This window comes from Streptomyces sp. WM6378 (assembly GCF_001279695.1).
In the GTDB taxonomy this organism is placed as follows: domain Bacteria; phylum Actinomycetota; class Actinomycetes; order Streptomycetales; family Streptomycetaceae; genus Streptomyces.
In genome coordinates this window covers 1-14,483 of the sequence record NZ_LGDD01000056.1, presented here as the reverse complement: position 1 = coordinate 14,483, position 14,483 = coordinate 1, and the positions used below count along the sequence as shown (strand labels likewise).

Here is a 14,483-nt window from a genome sequence, read left to right as displayed (position 1 = left end):
GGCCTTGGGGGAGTTTGAGGACGAGCGCCCTTCAGGCGCGAACGGGGGTCCGGGGCGGAGCCCCGAAAAGGGGTGCAGGGGACGAAGTCCCCGCAGGGGGTCTGGGGGCGCAGCCCCCAGAAGCCGGACCATCCAACCCCCTGCACGGGCGGGAGGGCGGGCACCCCCCCGGGGTCTGGGGCGGAAGCCCCAGGCAGCGGCCCGGGGGGGGCTCCGCCCCGGTCAGGGCGCTGGGGGCAGCCCGGGTGGGCCGCCTCGGTGGGCGCGGTCCGCTGCCGCGCGGCCGTCTCGCCAGCCCGACTCGTCCGACGCGCCCCTCACCCGCGTCGACACCGTCCGGGGGAACATCTCCTGCGCCCGCCCCTCGACCGCCACCGCCCGCGTCGCCAGGACCGGAAGCAGCGAGCTCCCGAACTCCGCCTCCACATCGCGGGCGGTCGCCGCGAGCAGATCGCCGAGGCGCCCCGCGTACGCGAGCAGGAAGGACTGGCGGAACGTCTTCGTGCGCTTGCGGCCACCCGCCCGCTGCGCGGCCTCCGCCTTCGTCATCGCGACCGTGCCCTGCACCAGGAGCGAGGTGTGGAGGAGCTCCACCGCCTCCAGGTCGCCCTCGAATCCGACCACCGTCGAGAAGCCGAGCTCCGCGTTCCACACGGCCCGGCAGTGGTTCGCGGACGCGACCGCGTCGAGCAGGATCGCCTTGGCCGTCTCGTACGGCGCGTCCACCCCGATCCGGCAGGCCCCCGGCACCTCGCCGCCCGGCCCGCGCCCCGCGAGCAGCGCCTCGTCCACGCTGTGCCGCGCCATCAGCTCCTGCGCCTTGGCGCTGAGCGCCTCCGCCTCCTCGGGGAACCCGGTCGCCTCGGCCTTCGCGAGCAGCGCCCGGATGCGGGCCAGCATCTTGGGTTCGCCGTGCACCGGCGGCCCGAGCAGCGGCGCCCCCGGCGCGGGCCCGGCAGGTTCGATCGCGGGCAGCGCGAGCAGCAGCCGGTAGAGCTCAAGGACGGCGGTGGCGTACGAGAACCGGTCCGACCGCCACGCCTCGCCGGGCAGCTCGTCCAGCTGCCCCTGCCACCGCGCGGGCAGCCGCTCGTAACGCCCGAGCTCGTCGCGGATGAGGCCGCTCAGGATGCGCACGTGCGGCTCGTCCAGGTCACGCCGTACGATCCGGACGACATCGGCGGGCTGCCAGCCCCGGCCCCAGGCGCGCCGCACGAACTCCCGCCCCCGCAAGGCGAGTTCGGCATCCACGTCCGGTGCGGCGGCGAGCAGCGAGGCGCCGGTGTCGAGGGCCGCGTCCCCCTCGATGTAGAGCGCCGCCGCGAACGCGCGGTCCACGGCCTCCATCACAGCGCCCCGGATCCGTACGGCCGGGTCACCGCGGTGTGCCGCACTGCCATGGAACTGTCTCCTCACGAATGGCGAATGACGAGCCCGCCCGCACCACGTCCGCGCGCCTCGCCCACGATCGTCCCAGGAATCGAACGGAACCACGAAACGCGGGCCGCGCCCGCGTCGCCCACAGCCTGTGGACAATTTCCCGGCGCGCCGACCCCGCGATCGGGGCCGCCCGGTGAAACCGTCTGGCGGTGCGGAACGTCCAGAAGGTGCCCGGCCCGCACGAGATCCACCCGGGTTCCGTCCGAGTTCCGCTTGAGACCGGGCCCGCTGGGCATCCGAACGGACAACGAACGAAGGGACCGCCGTGTTGCGCCTGCGTACCGCCCCCATGGCCGCGATCGCCGTCATCGCCGCCGGCCTGACCCTGACCGCCTGCGGCAGCGACAACGGCGGCTCCGGCAAGGTCGCCACCGACACCCCGAGCAGCACCGCCCCCGGCAGCACCGGCGCCGCGTCCTCCTCCACCGGCGGCGACGGCGGCCGCACCATGGCCCCCTCCGGCGGCAGCACCGGCGGGGGCACGGACGCGGGGACCGGAACGGACGCCGGCGCCGGCCACTGCCTGACCTCCCAGCTCGCCTTCGCCGTCGCCCCGGGCAGCGGTGCCCAGTCGCAGGGTTCGCAGGGCGCCGTCACCATCACCCTCACCAACAAGGGCGCCAAGTCCTGTGTGATGAAGGGCTATCCGGGGGTCGACCTGGTCGGCGGCCCGACCCGGTGGCCGCTCACGCGCGGCACCGCCGAGACCCCGAAGACGGTCACGGTACGGCCCAACGCCACGACCACCTTCAACATCTTCTACCTGCCGTTCAACAAGGGCGACGGGCAGGAGTTCAAGCCGAAGAGCATCGTGATCACCCCGCCGGACGAGACCCACTCCCACACCCTGCCCTGGGAATTCTCCTCGGTCCTGCTCCAGGACGGGGCCACCCACCCGGGCACCTACATCAGCCCGGTCGGCTCCAAGTAGCCTATGGATACGGCGAGTTGACGCCTCACAGGCCCGCGCCCGTGAGGCGGTTGGCGAAGGTGGACATCGTGTAGGTGCCGATGCCGAGGACCACTTCGAGGGCGTTCCGCTCGGTGTACCCGTAGGACAGGAAGTCCTTGACGGTCTCGTCCTCGACGCCGCCCGCCTTCGCCAGGACCGCGAGCGTGAAGCGGCGTACGGCATCGAGCTTCGGGTCGGCGAGCGCGCGCTGCTCGTGCAGGGCGCCCACCAGGTCCTCGTCGGCGCCCAGCTCGCGCAGCTTGCCGGTGTGCATGGCCACGCAGACGTGGCACTCGTTGCGGGCGGCCACCGTCATGATGACGACCTCGCGCGCCACCGGCTCCAGGGTGGTCTGCTCGAAGATCCCGCTCAGCTTGAGAAAGCCGTCCAGGAGGTGCGGGGAGGTGGCGAGCCGCGCGACCGGCGGGGTGAGCCGGCCCAGGTGGCGGATGGTCATCTCCATGGTCTTGCGCGAGGCGGCCGGGGCCGATTCCAGGGTGTGCTCGGTGAACATCGGGTGACTCCACTTTCCGTACGGCCCGGATCAGGCCCGGGCCCTAGAATGGACAACGTGGTTGACGAAAAAAAGGTAAACCAGGTTGTCGATTCGCGCAACGCCCCCCGCGGGGCCGCGGGCCGTCCCGACGCGCCCGGATACGAGCTCCCCCTGCTCCTCCTCGCCGGGTTCCGCTCGCTCATCGACCGGCTGCACGCCGAGCTCGCTCGCCAGGGGCACCCGGACATCCGGCCCGCGCACGGCTTCGCGCTCCAGGCCATCGGCCTGCCCGGGTCGACCGCCAGCGAGATCGGGCGGCGGCTCGGCGTCTCCAAACAGGCGGCCGGCAAGACCGTCGACCGCCTCATCGCCCTTGGCTACGCGGAGCGCGCCGACGACCCCGGCGACGCCCGCCGCAAGCTGGTCCGGCTCACCCCGCACGGCCTGGACGCGCTCGCCCGGTCGGCGGCCATCTTCGATGACCTGCGGGCGAGTTGGGCCGACACGCTGGGCAGCGACCGGCTGCGCGAACTCGAAGCCTCGCTGCGCACCGCCGTGCCCCCGGAGGCCTTCCGGCTCGACGCGTCCAGCTGGCTGGGCAGTTGAACGCGGGTCTTGCTTCGAGCGCACACGAGCAGGCTTTGATGGCCCCATGAAGTACACACAGCTCGGACGCACCGGACTCCAGGTCAGCCGTCTCGTCCTCGGCACGATGAACTTCGGCAGCGAGACCGACGAGGCCGCGAGCCACACCATCATGGACACCGCCCTTGACGCGGGCATCAACTTCTTCGACACCGCCGACATCTACGGCGTGGACGAGGAGAAGGGGCTCACCGAGAAGATCCTCGGCTCCTGGTTCGCCAAGGGCGGCGACCGGCGCGACAAGGTCGTCCTCGCCACCAAGATGTACGGCGACATGACACAGGGCAAGCCCTGGAACACCCCGTCCTGGCCCAACCACAGCAAGCTGTCGGCGGTCAACATCCGCCGCTCCGTCGAGGCCTCGCTCAAGCGGCTCGGCACGGCGAGGAGATCTGGCAGGCCATCGACGTCCTGATCACCCAGGGCAAGATCCTCTACGCCGGCTCCTCCAACTTCCCCGGCTACAAGATCGCCCAGGCCAACGAGACCGCCGCCCGCACCGGACGCCTCGGCCTGGTCAGCGAGCAATGCCTCTACAACCTCGTCGAACGCCGCGCCGAGATGGAGGTCATCCCGGCCGCCCAGGAGTACGGGCTCGGCGTCATCCCCTGGTCCCCGCTGCACATGGGCCTGCTCGGCGGCGCGCTGCGCAAGGAGCGCGAGGGCACCGGCTCGCGCACCACCAAGGGAGGCCGCTCGGCGATGGGTCTGGCCGACCCGGTCGTACGGGCGCGGGTCCAGGCGTACGAGGACCTGCTCGCCAAGCACGAGCTCGAACCCGGCGAGGTGGCGCTGGCCTGGCTGCTCTCGCGGCCCGGCGTGACCGGCCCCATCGTCGGCCCGCGCACCCCCGAGCACCTCGAATCGGCGCTGCGCGCCGTGGAGTTGGAGCTGAGCGAGGAACTGCTCGGCGCGCTCGACGAGATCTTCCCGGGTCCTGGCCCCTCCCCGGAGGCCTTCGCCTGGTAGTCACGTACGCCGACGGGCCGGTCCGGGTCAGGAAGTCCCGGCCCGGCCCCTTGCCTTGAGCGCGCTCGAAGACGTTGGCTTGATTCCCATGAAGTACACGCAGCTCGGACGCACGGGTCTCCAGGTGAGCAGGATCGTCCTGGGGACGATGAACTTCGGACCACAGACCGACGAGGCCGCAAGCCACGCGATCATGGATGCCGCGCTCGGCGCGGGCATCAACTTCTTCGACACCGCCAACGCGTACGGCTGGGCCGAGAACAAGGGCCGTACCGAGGAGATCATCGGCAGCTGGTTCGCCCAGGGCGGCGACCGGCGCGACAAGACCGTCCTCGCCACCAAGATGTACGCCAACATGGGCGTCGACGAGCCCTGGCCCAACCACCACAAGCTGTCGGCGGTCAACATCCGCCGCTCCGTCGAGGCCTCGCTCAAGCGGCTCGGCACCGACTACATCGACGTCTACCAGTTCCACCACATCGACCGCCTGACCCCCTTCGCGAGGAGATCTGGCAGGCCATCGACGTCCTGATCACCCAGGGCAAGATCCTCTACGCCGGCTCCTCCAACTTCCCCGGCTACAAGATCGCCCAGGCCAATGAAATCGCCGCCCGCACCGGACGCCTCGGCCTGGTCAGCGAGCAATGCCTCTACAACCTCGCCGAGCGCCGCGCCGAGATGGAGGTCATCCCGGCGGCGGTGGACTACGGGCTCGGGGTCATCCCCTGGTCGCCGCTGCACGGCGGCATGCTCGGCGGCATCCTGCGCAAGGAGCGCGAGGGCTCGGGTTCGCGTTCCCAGGGCGGCATCGCGGTCCAGACCCTCGCGAAGCCGGGCGTGCGGGAGCGGGTCCAGGCGTACGAGGACCTCGTCGCCAAGCACGACCTCGACCCCGCCGACGTGGCGCTCGCCTGGCTGCTCACCCGGCCGGGCGTCGCGGGCCCGATCGTCGGCCCGCGCACGGCGGACCAGCTGGGCGCGGCGCTGCGGGCGGTCGAACTCGACCTGTCGGAGGAGTTCCTGACCGCGCTCGACGACATCTTCCCGGGCCCCGGGCCGTCGCCGGAGGCCTTCGCCTGGTAAGTCCGTAGGGTCTCGCAGGCCGTACGCGCCTGATGGTGCGTACGCGTTGGGGCGGGGGCGGTCAGCCTACGGCGGCCGCCACCGCCACGACGACGAACATCAGCACGAGCACACCGGCCATGATCCGGTTCCTGGTCTTCGGGTCCACCCCTTGAGCCTAACCGCCCCCGCCGAGCGGCCAGTGGGCGACCGCCTCGTAGCGGGGCCGCTCTCCGGGGATACCGCCGCTCGGGAGGCTGCTGCGGATCAGGGCCAACTCGCTGACCTGCCACGGGCTGCCCTCGAACGCGGCGAGCCCGTCGACGTACGGCTTCAGGTCCATCGGCGTGCGGGATCTCGCCAGGGTGAGGTGCGGCACATAGCGGCGGTGCTGGTCCATCGGGATGCCGGAGCGGCGGGCGGCGGCGTCCGCGCGTTCGGCGAGCAGCCGCAGCTGATCGAGGCCGCCCGCGACACCGGCCCACAGGGCGCGCCCGTCGAAGCGGCCGCCGCCGTGCAGCCGCAGCGTGAACGGGTCGGTGCGGCGGGCCGCCCTGCGCAGCCGCTCGTGCAGCTCCTCAAGGACCGCCTCGTCCGTCTCGCCCATGAAGGCGAGGGTGAGGTGCCAGCCCTCGCGTCCGGTCCAGCGCAGCCCTTGCACGTCGGACAGGGAGTTCAACTGCCTTACGGTGCGGCCGAGTTCGTCGATGGCCGACGCTGGGGGAAGTACGGCGGCGAAGAGGCGCATGGGGACAGTCAATCAAGATCGGCACCCTGTGCGGAGCCGCCGAAGAGGCGGGCGTAGGATCCCGTCGCTCGTTTCTGCGGGGCCCTGGCCTCGGCTTCCCTGGGGGGAAATCATCCATGCGGCTGACCATCCGCACTGCTTTGGCGACGGCTGCCGCCGTCGTGGGGTTCACCGCGACCGCGGTCGCCCCGGCCGACGCCTCCGTCGGCTTCGACCACTGCCCGGTGGGCAAGTTCTGCGTCTTCGACCACGCCGACAACCAGGCCCCGATGGACGCGTACGCCGGTCCGCAGGCCTCCACCGAGCCGTGGGACGACGAGGCACCGGCCGTCTACAACCGCTCCGGCGGCGACTTCTCCTGCATGTGGAGCCCGGCCGAGTTCCAGTACCTGGACCCGGGCCGCGACATGTACGTGCGCGACCCGGGCATAGGCACCGCCCCGCCGAAGCCCGCCCCGCCGCACGGCGCGAAGCCCCGCAAGGACGAGAACAGTTCGTTCCGCTGGGGCCGGACGCTGCGCGAGTGCCAGTCGGGCAAGGAGTACTCGGACTGGAACTCCGGCGACGGCGAAGACGCCAAGGCGCTGCCCTTCGGCGACCTCAACGGCGACGGCCAGGCCGACCTCCTCCAGCGCAACTGGAACGGCAGCCTCTACTTCCTGGACGGCGACGGGAACGGCACCTACCTCGGCCGCGGCTGGAACGGCATGACGCTGGCCCGGCACGGCGACCTCACCGGCGACGGCAAGGAGGACCTGCTCGCCCGGGACAAGGCCGGCGTGCTGTGGCTGTACCCGGGCACGGGCGACGGCCGCCTCGGCAAGCGTTCGCGCGTGGGCGCCGGCTGGTCCGGCATGCGGCGCTTCGCGCCGGTGGGCGACCTCGACGGAGACGGGCGCGACGACCTCATGGCCCTCGACAAGTCCGGGCACGCCTGGCTGTACCCGGGCAACGGCCACGGCGGCTTCGGCCACCGCAGGAGCCTGGGCGCCGGCTGGGGCTCGACCCTGACGTTCACCGGCACGGGCGACCTCGACGGAGACGGGCACGGCGACGTCGTCGCCAGCGACACGGCGGGCAGGTTGTGGCGCTACCCGGGCAATGGCCACGGCGGCTTCGGCCACCGGGTCCTGATCGGCAGCGGCGGCTGGCAGAAGTACCCGACGCTGCTGTGCGTCGGCGACGTACTGGACGACGTCGCCTGGAACGCGCCCGACCTGCTCGCCAAGTCGGACCGCGAGCTCACGACGTACCCGGGCACCGGCAAGGGCACCCTGGGCGACGGGCACGAGGACTGGAACTGGGCGATGAGCGACATCTTCTGAGTTCGCATCTTCTGAGTTCGCCCACGCAGGCGAAACGGCCCGGCCCCCGCATGCGGGGGCCGGGCCGTTCACGTTCGGCGTGCCGTCAGGCGGCCGTCACCAGGGCGGGATTCCTCGGGACGAATTCGAGGTGCCGGTGTCCGGGCCGTACGTCGACCTTCAGGCGCAGGTTGGCCGCGCGGGCCAGCATCAGGCCCACGCCGATCGCCGCCGCACCGCAGATGAGACCGCCGAGCGCGAGGCTGACGCGGACGCCGTAGACGTCGGTCAGCCAGCCGAAGAGCGGGCCGCCCAGCGGGGTGCCGCCGGTGAAGACCATCATGAACAGGCTCATCACCCGGCCCCGCATCTCGGGGTCGGTGGCCATCTGCACCGAGGCGTTGGCGGTCACGTTCACCGTGAGGCCGAGGATGCCGACCGGGATGAGCAGCGCCATGAACACGCCGAGGCCGGGCGCCCCGGACGCGACGAGTTCGAGCACCGCGAACAGGAACGCCGCGAGCGCCAGCATCCGAAGCCGCGTGGAGGACCGCCGGGCCGCGAGCAGCGCGCCGATCAGCGAGCCGATCGCCATCAGGCTGTTGAACACGCCGTACATTCCGGAGCCGCCGTGGAAGACGTCGGAGGCGAACGCGCTCAGCCAGATGGGGAAGTTGAACCCGAAGGTGCCGACGAACCCGACCAGGACGATCGGCCAGATCAGCTCGGGCCGCTCGGAGACGTACGCGAGCCCTTCCTTCAGCTGGCCCTTGCCGCGCGGGGCGAGCCTGGTCGGCTGGAGTTCCTTGGTGCGCATCAGCGTCAGCATGATCAGCGGGGCGGTGAAGGACAGGCCGTTGGCGAGGAACGCCCAGCCGGGTCCGACGGCCGCCATGACGGCGCCCGCGACGGCGGGGCCGACGAGCCGGGCGGACTGGAAGTTCGCCGAGTTGAGGCTGACCGCGTTGCGCACCCGGTCGGGCCCGACCATCTCGGAGACGAACGACTGCCGGGTCGGGTTGTCGACGACGGTGACCAGGCCCGTGAAGAAGGCCGTCAGGTAGACGTGCCACACCTGGACGTGCCCGGACAGGGTCATCACGGCGAGGAAGAGGCCGCCGAGGCCCATCGCCGCCTGCGTCACGAACAGGATGTTCCGCTTGGCGAACCGGTCGGCTATGACGCCGCCGTACAGGCCGAACAGGAGCATCGGCAGGAACTGCATGGCGGTGGTGATGCCCACCGCCACGGAGGAGCCGGTGATCGTCAGGACCAGCCAGTCCTGGGTGATCCGGGCCATCCAGGTGCCTATGTTGGACACGATGGCGCCGGAGAAGAACAGCCGGTAATTGCGTACCGCAAGCGAGGAGAACGTCCCCCCGCCGCGCTTGTTGTAGGTGGGGGTAGGTGCGGGGGCGGAGTCTGCTCCGGATCCCGTACTCAAAAGGGCTCGCCTCCTAGTGATGCGCGTTTACAGGTGTGCGAGCTTCTCCAGGACCGGGGCGGCCGCGCGCAGCTTCGCCCATTCGTCCTCGTCCAGGCCTTCCGCGAGGGAAGCCAGCCAGGCGTTGCGCTTTCGGCGGCTCTCTTCGAGCATCGCCTCGGCCTCTTCGGTCTGGCTGACCACCTTCTGGCGGCGGTCATCGGGATGCGGCTCCAGCCGGACCAGTCCCTTCGCCTCAAGCAGGGCGACGATCCGGGTCATCGACGGCGGCTGTACGTGCTCTTTGCGGGCCAGCTCACCGGGGGTGGCCGAGCCGCAACGGGCCAGGGTGCCGAGCACCGACATCTCGGTCGGGCTGAGCGATTCGTCGACGCGCTGGTGCTTGAGGCGCCGGCCAAGACGCATGACGGCCGAGCGCAGGGAGTTCACGGCGGCGGCGTCCTCGCCACTGCCGTGGGACAGGTCAGACATGTTCGTTAGCATAACTCATTACTCTGGCTAAATACCACTGGGTTAAGCCCAGGTGTCCAGCGCCACACCGGCGACATCGCGCCACACTTCACCCGAACGAGTGAGATGCCTGCGAAAAGTGACGCGCGATGCCCCGGCGGGCGGCGACCCTCGCTCCATGGGGACCAGCGTGCTCAGCCTGCGGATAGACGGTGAGCTGCTCGAACGGCTCAGGCACCATGCCGCGAAACGCGGAATGAGCGTCCAGGACTATGTGGTCCGGACGCTCATTCGCGACGACTTCGACGAACGCTTCAACGCGGCGGTGGATGAGACGGAGAGGTTCTACGGCGCGGCGTGAAGCGCCCCGCCGGGGGCTGTTCGCTACGTGAGTCCGAGCGCCGGCATCAGGTAGTAGAAGCCGAAGACGGCCGAGACGATGTACATCGCGATCGGGATCTCGCGGGCCCGACCGGCCACCAGGCGCAGCACCGTGAAGGTGATGAAGCCCATGCCGATGCCGTTGGTGATCGAGTACGTGAACGGCATCATCAGCATCGTCACGAAGGCCGGGATGGCGATCGTCCAGTCCGCCCAGTCGATCTGCCCGATCGAGCCGGACAGGATCAGGAAGCCGACCGCGAGCAGCGCCGGGGTGGCGGCCTGGGAGGGCACCATCGTGGCGAGCGGGGTCAGGAACAGGGCGACGGTGAAGAGGCCGCCCGTCACGACGTTGGCCAAGCCGGTCCTCGCCCCCTCGCCGACGCCCGCCGTGGACTCCACGAAGCAGGTGGTGGCGGACGAGGACGAGGCGCCGCCCGCCGCGACCGCGATGCCGTCGACGAACAGGACCCGGTTCATGCCGGGCATGTTGCCCTGGGAGTCGGTCAGGCCCGCCTCGTCGCTGATGCCCATGATCGTGCCCATGGCGTCGAAGAAGGTCGAGAGCAGCACGGTGAAGACGAAGAGGATGCCGGTCAGCAGGCCGACCTTGGAGAACCCGCCGAAGAGGCTTACCTGGCCGACGAGCCCGAAGTCCGGGCCGGCGACCGGGTTGCCCGGCCACTTCGGGGTGGTCAGGCCCCAGGACGGCACCGTGGCCACCGCGTTGATGATCATCGCGACGACCGTCATCGTCACGATGGAGATCAGGATCGCGCCCGGCACCTTGCGGACCATCAGCGCGAGCGTGAGCAGCACGCCGAGGACGAAGACCAGGACCGGCCAGCCGAGCAGGTGCCCGTTGCCGCCGAGTTCGAGCGGCACGGTGGTGTGCGCGGCGTCCGGGATGCGCGAGACGAAGCCCGAGTCGACCAGGCCGATCAGCATGATGAACAGGCCGATGCCGATCGCGATGCCCTTGCGCAGGCCGAGCGGTACCGCGTTCATGACCCGCTCGCGCAGGCCGGTGGCGACCAGGATCATCACCACGAAGCCGGCCAGGACGACCATGCCCATGGCGTCGGGCCAGCTCATCCGGGGCGCCAGCTGGAGCGCGACCACGGTGTTGACGCCGAGCCCCGCCGCGAGCGCGATCGGCACGTTGCCGATGACGCCCATCAGCAGCGTGGTGAAGGCCGCCGTGAGCACGGTCGCGGTGACCAGCTGCCCGCTGTTGAGCTGGTGACCGTACATGTCCTTCGCGCTGCCGAGAATGATCGGGTTCAGCACGATGATGTACGCCATCGCGAAGAAGGTCGCGAATCCGCCACGGATCTCACGGGCGATGCTGGAGCCCCGCTCGGAGATCTTGAAGTAGCGGTCCAGGCCGTTGGTCGGCTTGGCGGGTGCCGGCGGCTGAGCTGCGGCGTCGACCTTGTCGGGGGCCGAGGAGGGCATGCGGAACCTCAGTCGTGAAGGGGCGGGGAAACGGCACGTACCCGAACTTCTTTGGACGTTTTAACGAACAGAATGAGTCAGCCGTAAGCCGTTTCAGTATGAATACATAAGTCGAAGATCACCATCTCCGCGCGTAGACCCAAGGGCCGACTGGACCGGCCGCAGGCCGGATTCCCGGGAATAGCCGCGCCCTACACTGATCGCATGGCGAAGTGGACACCGAAACACGAGGCGCCGGAGCCCCTTGAGGGCCCCGTGGTCGCCACCATCACCGGCGGCACGATCCTCTGGTTCGTCCTCTTCCTCGTCCAGCTCCCCTTCTACGGCTGGTTCGACGACCACGGCCACCTGTGGTGGGTGTGGACCTGCCTGGCCGGCGGCGGCCTCGGCCTCATCGGCATCTGGTACGTCCGCGGCCGCGACGCGGCGATCAAGCGGCACGCCGCACAACAGGCGGCCGGCTCCGGACCGGACGCAAGAGCCGAAAGTCAGTAACCCGCGGGACCTGTGTACGGCCAGAGGACCATCCGTCTCCTCCCAGGGTCGGATGTTCGGCCGTCCCGGCAGGTGAAGCGCCCGTTCCCGCCGTACCGTCGAAATCATGACGCAGCGCGCCAAGATCGACGCCGGGGCGGAACTCGACCCCGTCCATCCCATGAAGTGTCCCGCGCCGGCGGGGCGGGCCGGCGGGCTGACGACGGCCGAGGTCGCCGAGCGGGTGGCGCGCGGCGAGGTCAACGACGTTCCGGTCCGCAGCAGTCGGTCCACCGCGGAGATCGTCCGCGGCAACGTCTTCACCCGGTTCAACGCGATCATCGGCGTGCTGTGGGCGATCATGCTGGTCGTGGCGCCGATCCAGGACAGCCTCTTCGGCTTCGTGATCATCGCCAACACCGGCATCGGCATCATCCAGGAGATGCGCGCCAAGAAGACCCTGGACGGACTCGCGGTCATCGGCGAGGCCAAGCCGACGGTGCGGCGCGACGGACGGGCCGCCGAGATCTCCACCTCCGAGATCGTGCTCGGCGACGTCATCGAACTCGGGCCCGGCGACAAGATCGTGGTGGACGGCGAGGCGGTCGAGGCGGACGGCCTGGAGGTCGACGAGTCCCTCCTGACCGGCGAGGCCGACCCGGTCCTCAAGAAGCCCGGCGACAAGATGATGTCGGGCGCCTTCGTGGTCGCGGGCGGCGGCGCGTTCACCGCCACCAAGGTCGGCCGCGAGGCCTACGCGGCTCAACTGGCCGAAGAGGCGAGCCGGTTCACCCTCGTCCACTCCGAGCTGCGCAGCGGCATCTCCACCATCCTCAAGTACGTCACGTGGATGATGATCCCCACCGCCCTCGGCCTGGTCATCAGCCAGCTCGTGGTCAAGGACAACAACTTCAAGGACTCCATCGCCCGCACCGTGGGCGGCATCGTCCCGATGATCCCGGAAGGTCTCGTCCTGCTGACCTCGGTCGCCTTCGCGATCGGCGTCATCCGGCTCGGCCGCCAGCAGTGCCTGGTGCAGGAACTGCCCGCGATCGAGGGCCTGGCCCGCGTCGACGTGGTGTGCCTCGACAAGACGGGCACGCTCACCGAGGGCGGCATGGACGTCACGGAGCTGCGCCCGCTGAACGGCTCGGACGAGGCGTACGTACGCAAAGTGCTCGGCGCGCTGGGCGAGTCCGACCCGCGCCCGAACGCCTCCCTCCAGGCGATCATCGACGCCTATCCGGACAGCGAGGTGTGGCGCTGCACCGAGTCGCTGCCGTTTTCCTCGGCCCGCAAGTACAGCGGCGCCGCGTTCAGCGAGGGTGACGGCGAGAACAGCACCTGGCTGCTCGGCGCGCCCGACGTGCTGCTCAAGCCCGGCGACCCGGCCCTGTCGGAGATCGACACGCTCAACGAGAAGGGCCTGCGCGTCCTGCTGCTCGCCCGCGCCTCCCGCGAGCTCGACGACCCCGACATCGCCTCCGACGCCAAGGCCAGCGCGCTGGTCGTCCTCGAACAGAGGCTGCGGCCCGACGCGGCCGACACCCTGCGCTACTTCGAGGAGCAGAACGTCAAGGCGAAGGTCATCTCCGGCGACAACGCGGTGTCCGTCGGCGCGGTGGCCGGAAAGCTCGGCCTGCCCGGCGCGGCCAACACGGTCGACGCCCGCCAACTCCCCACCGACCAGGCCGAGATGGCCGACGTCCTCGACTCCAACGCGGTCTTCGGCCGGGTCACCCCGCAGCAGAAGCGCGACATGGTGGCAGCCCTCCAGTCGCGCGGCCACACGGTGGCGATGACGGGCGACGGCGTGAACGACGTCCTGGCGTTGAAGGACGCCGACATCGGCGTGAGCATGGGCTCGGGCTCGGAGGCGACGCGAGCGGTGGCCCAGATCGTGCTGCTGAACAACAGCTTCTCCACACTGCCGTCGGTGGTCGCGGAGGGGCGGCGGGTGATCGGCAACATCACGCGGGTGGCGACGCTGTTCCTGACGAAGACGGTGTACTCGGTCCTGCTGGCGGTGTTCGTGGTGTGCTCGCAGGTGGAATACCCGTTCCTGCCACGCCACTTGACCCTTCTCTCTACGTTCACGATCGGCATCCCGGCGTTCTTCCTGGCCCTGGCCCCCAACAAGGAGCGCGCCAAGCCGCACTTCGTGCGCAGGGTGATGCGGTACGCCATCCCCAGCGGGGTCATCGCGGCGGTGGCCACGTTCGTGACGTACATGATCGCGCGGGCGTACTACTCGGGGCCGGGCGAGCTGGACGCCGAGACCAGCGTCACGACGCTGACCCTGTTCCTGGTCTCGATGTGGGTCCTGGCGATCATCGCCCGGCCGTACACGTGGTGGCGGATCGCGCTGGTCGTGTCCATGGGAGTGGCGTTCCTGCTGGTCCTTGCGGTGCCGTGGCTGCAGCACTTCTTCGCGCTGAAGCTGGTGGGGGCGGTGATGCCGTGGACTGCCGTCGGCATTGCGGTGGTGGCTTCGGGGGTGCTGGAGGTGGTGTGGCGGTGGGTCGTACGACGGTGGCCGGACTAGGGGGTTCGCCCACCCGCCCGCCCATTGCGCCGGGTTGGCTGGCCCGAGCTCCTGGGGCTCCGCCCCAGACCCCGGGGGGTTCGCCCACCCGCCCGCCCGTGACGGGAGACTGGAT

Annotated in this window: 12 protein-coding genes and 2 pseudogenes; 8 read left to right on the top strand and 6 right to left on the bottom strand. The window is 70.4% G+C overall.

From position 1 onward, the window contains the following. Positions 1-222: 222 nt before the first annotated feature. The gene (locus tag ADK54_RS08030) at positions 223-1,347 is read right to left on the bottom strand and encodes a DUF2786 domain-containing protein (RefSeq protein ID WP_053724843.1); all 1,125 of its coding nucleotides are present in this window, start codon (positions 1,345-1,347) and stop codon (positions 223-225) included. 358 nt (positions 1,348-1,705) lie between these two features. On the opposite strand from ADK54_RS08030, the gene ADK54_RS08025 reads away from it, so the two are divergent. Continuing rightward, positions 1,706-2,371, top strand: coding sequence for a DUF4232 domain-containing protein (locus ADK54_RS08025; RefSeq protein WP_159047664.1), 666 nt, complete (start codon positions 1,706-1,708; stop codon positions 2,369-2,371). Between the two features lie 25 nt (positions 2,372-2,396). Here the strand turns inward: ADK54_RS08025 and ADK54_RS08020 are convergent, their stop codons facing one another. Then, positions 2,397-2,906, bottom strand: a complete 510-nt coding sequence (locus ADK54_RS08020) for a carboxymuconolactone decarboxylase family protein (RefSeq protein ID WP_053724841.1) — start codon at positions 2,904-2,906, stop codon at positions 2,397-2,399. A gap of 48 nt (positions 2,907-2,954) precedes the next feature. Between ADK54_RS08020 and ADK54_RS08015 the strand changes: the two genes are divergently transcribed. The 3 genes and pseudogenes from ADK54_RS08015 to ADK54_RS08005 all read left to right on the top strand — a co-directional run bounded on the left by ADK54_RS08015 (position 2,955) and on the right by ADK54_RS08005 (position 5,585). Then, positions 2,955-3,494 (top strand): MarR family winged helix-turn-helix transcriptional regulator, encoded by a 540-nt coding sequence (locus ADK54_RS08015; RefSeq protein ID WP_053724840.1) that lies wholly within the window; start codon positions 2,955-2,957, stop codon positions 3,492-3,494. A gap of 46 nt (positions 3,495-3,540) precedes the next feature. Beyond that, positions 3,541-4,502: pseudogene (locus ADK54_RS08010) on the top strand (aldo/keto reductase). A gap of 88 nt (positions 4,503-4,590) precedes the next feature. After that, a pseudogene (locus ADK54_RS08005) lies at positions 4,591-5,585 on the top strand (aldo/keto reductase). Positions 5,586-5,742: 157 nt separating this feature from the next. Here the strand turns inward: ADK54_RS08005 and thpR are convergent. Further along, positions 5,743-6,312, bottom strand: a complete 570-nt coding sequence (gene thpR, locus ADK54_RS08000) for an RNA 2',3'-cyclic phosphodiesterase (RefSeq protein WP_053724839.1) — start codon at positions 6,310-6,312, stop codon at positions 5,743-5,745. 116 nt (positions 6,313-6,428) lie between these two features. Here thpR and ADK54_RS07995 point away from each other — a divergent pair, with 116 nt between their 5' ends. Next, entirely contained in the window at positions 6,429-7,637 is a 1,209-nt protein-coding gene (locus ADK54_RS07995; protein WP_053724838.1) for an FG-GAP repeat domain-containing protein, read from the top strand. A gap of 85 nt (positions 7,638-7,722) precedes the next feature. Here the strand turns inward: ADK54_RS07995 and ADK54_RS07990 are convergent, their stop codons facing one another. Beyond that, positions 7,723-9,060 (bottom strand): MFS transporter, encoded by a 1,338-nt coding sequence (locus ADK54_RS07990; protein WP_053724837.1) that lies wholly within the window; start codon positions 9,058-9,060, stop codon positions 7,723-7,725. A 27-nt stretch (positions 9,061-9,087) separates the two neighbouring features. Further along, positions 9,088-9,531 carry a MarR family winged helix-turn-helix transcriptional regulator gene (locus ADK54_RS07985; RefSeq protein WP_053724836.1) on the bottom strand — a complete coding sequence of 148 codons (444 nt, stop codon included), beginning with the start codon at positions 9,529-9,531 and terminating at the stop codon, positions 9,088-9,090. 157 nt (positions 9,532-9,688) lie between these two features. On the opposite strand from ADK54_RS07985, the gene ADK54_RS07980 reads away from it, so the two are divergent. Then, entirely contained in the window at positions 9,689-9,871 is a 183-nt protein-coding gene (locus ADK54_RS07980; RefSeq protein WP_053724844.1) for a ribbon-helix-helix protein, CopG family, read from the top strand. Between the two features lie 23 nt (positions 9,872-9,894). On the opposite strand, the gene ADK54_RS07975 is transcribed toward ADK54_RS07980, so the two are convergent. Continuing rightward, positions 9,895-11,349 (bottom strand): NCS2 family permease, encoded by a 1,455-nt coding sequence (locus ADK54_RS07975; RefSeq protein WP_053724835.1) that lies wholly within the window; start codon positions 11,347-11,349, stop codon positions 9,895-9,897. A gap of 204 nt (positions 11,350-11,553) precedes the next feature. Here ADK54_RS07975 and ADK54_RS07970 point away from each other — a divergent pair, with 204 nt between their 5' ends. Together ADK54_RS07970 and ADK54_RS07965 are read left to right on the top strand one after the other, a co-directional pair. Next, on the top strand, positions 11,554-11,844 hold the full coding sequence (locus tag ADK54_RS07970) for a DUF2530 domain-containing protein (protein ID WP_053724834.1): 291 nt from the start codon (positions 11,554-11,556) through the stop codon (positions 11,842-11,844). Positions 11,845-11,950: 106 nt separating this feature from the next. Next, complete coding sequence (locus ADK54_RS07965) at positions 11,951-14,368, top strand: cation-translocating P-type ATPase (protein ID WP_053724833.1); 2,418 nt, start codon at positions 11,951-11,953, stop codon at positions 14,366-14,368. Positions 14,369-14,483 lie beyond the last annotated feature (115 nt).

Coding starts and splice junctions, on each gene's coding strand:
- ADK54_RS08030 (WP_053724843.1), bottom strand. CDS start 1,347: ATGGAGGCCGTGGACCGCGCGTTCGCGGCGGCGCTCTACATCGAGGGG.
- ADK54_RS08020 (WP_053724841.1), bottom strand. CDS start 2,906: ATGTTCACCGAGCACACCCTGGAATCGGCCCCGGCCGCCTCGCGCAAG.
- ADK54_RS08015 (WP_053724840.1), top strand. CDS start 2,955: ATGGACAACGTGGTTGACGAAAAAAAGGTAAACCAGGTTGTCGATTCG.
- thpR (WP_053724839.1), bottom strand. CDS start 6,312: ATGCGCCTCTTCGCCGCCGTACTTCCCCCAGCGTCGGCCATCGACGAA.
- ADK54_RS07995 (WP_053724838.1), top strand. CDS start 6,429: ATGCGGCTGACCATCCGCACTGCTTTGGCGACGGCTGCCGCCGTCGTG.
- ADK54_RS07985 (WP_053724836.1), bottom strand. CDS start 9,531: ATGTCTGACCTGTCCCACGGCAGTGGCGAGGACGCCGCCGCCGTGAAC.
- ADK54_RS07980 (WP_053724844.1), top strand. CDS start 9,689: ATGGGGACCAGCGTGCTCAGCCTGCGGATAGACGGTGAGCTGCTCGAA.
- ADK54_RS07975 (WP_053724835.1), bottom strand. CDS start 11,349: ATGCCCTCCTCGGCCCCCGACAAGGTCGACGCCGCAGCTCAGCCGCCG.
- ADK54_RS07970 (WP_053724834.1), top strand. CDS start 11,554: ATGGCGAAGTGGACACCGAAACACGAGGCGCCGGAGCCCCTTGAGGGC.
- ADK54_RS07965 (WP_053724833.1), top strand. CDS start 11,951: ATGACGCAGCGCGCCAAGATCGACGCCGGGGCGGAACTCGACCCCGTC.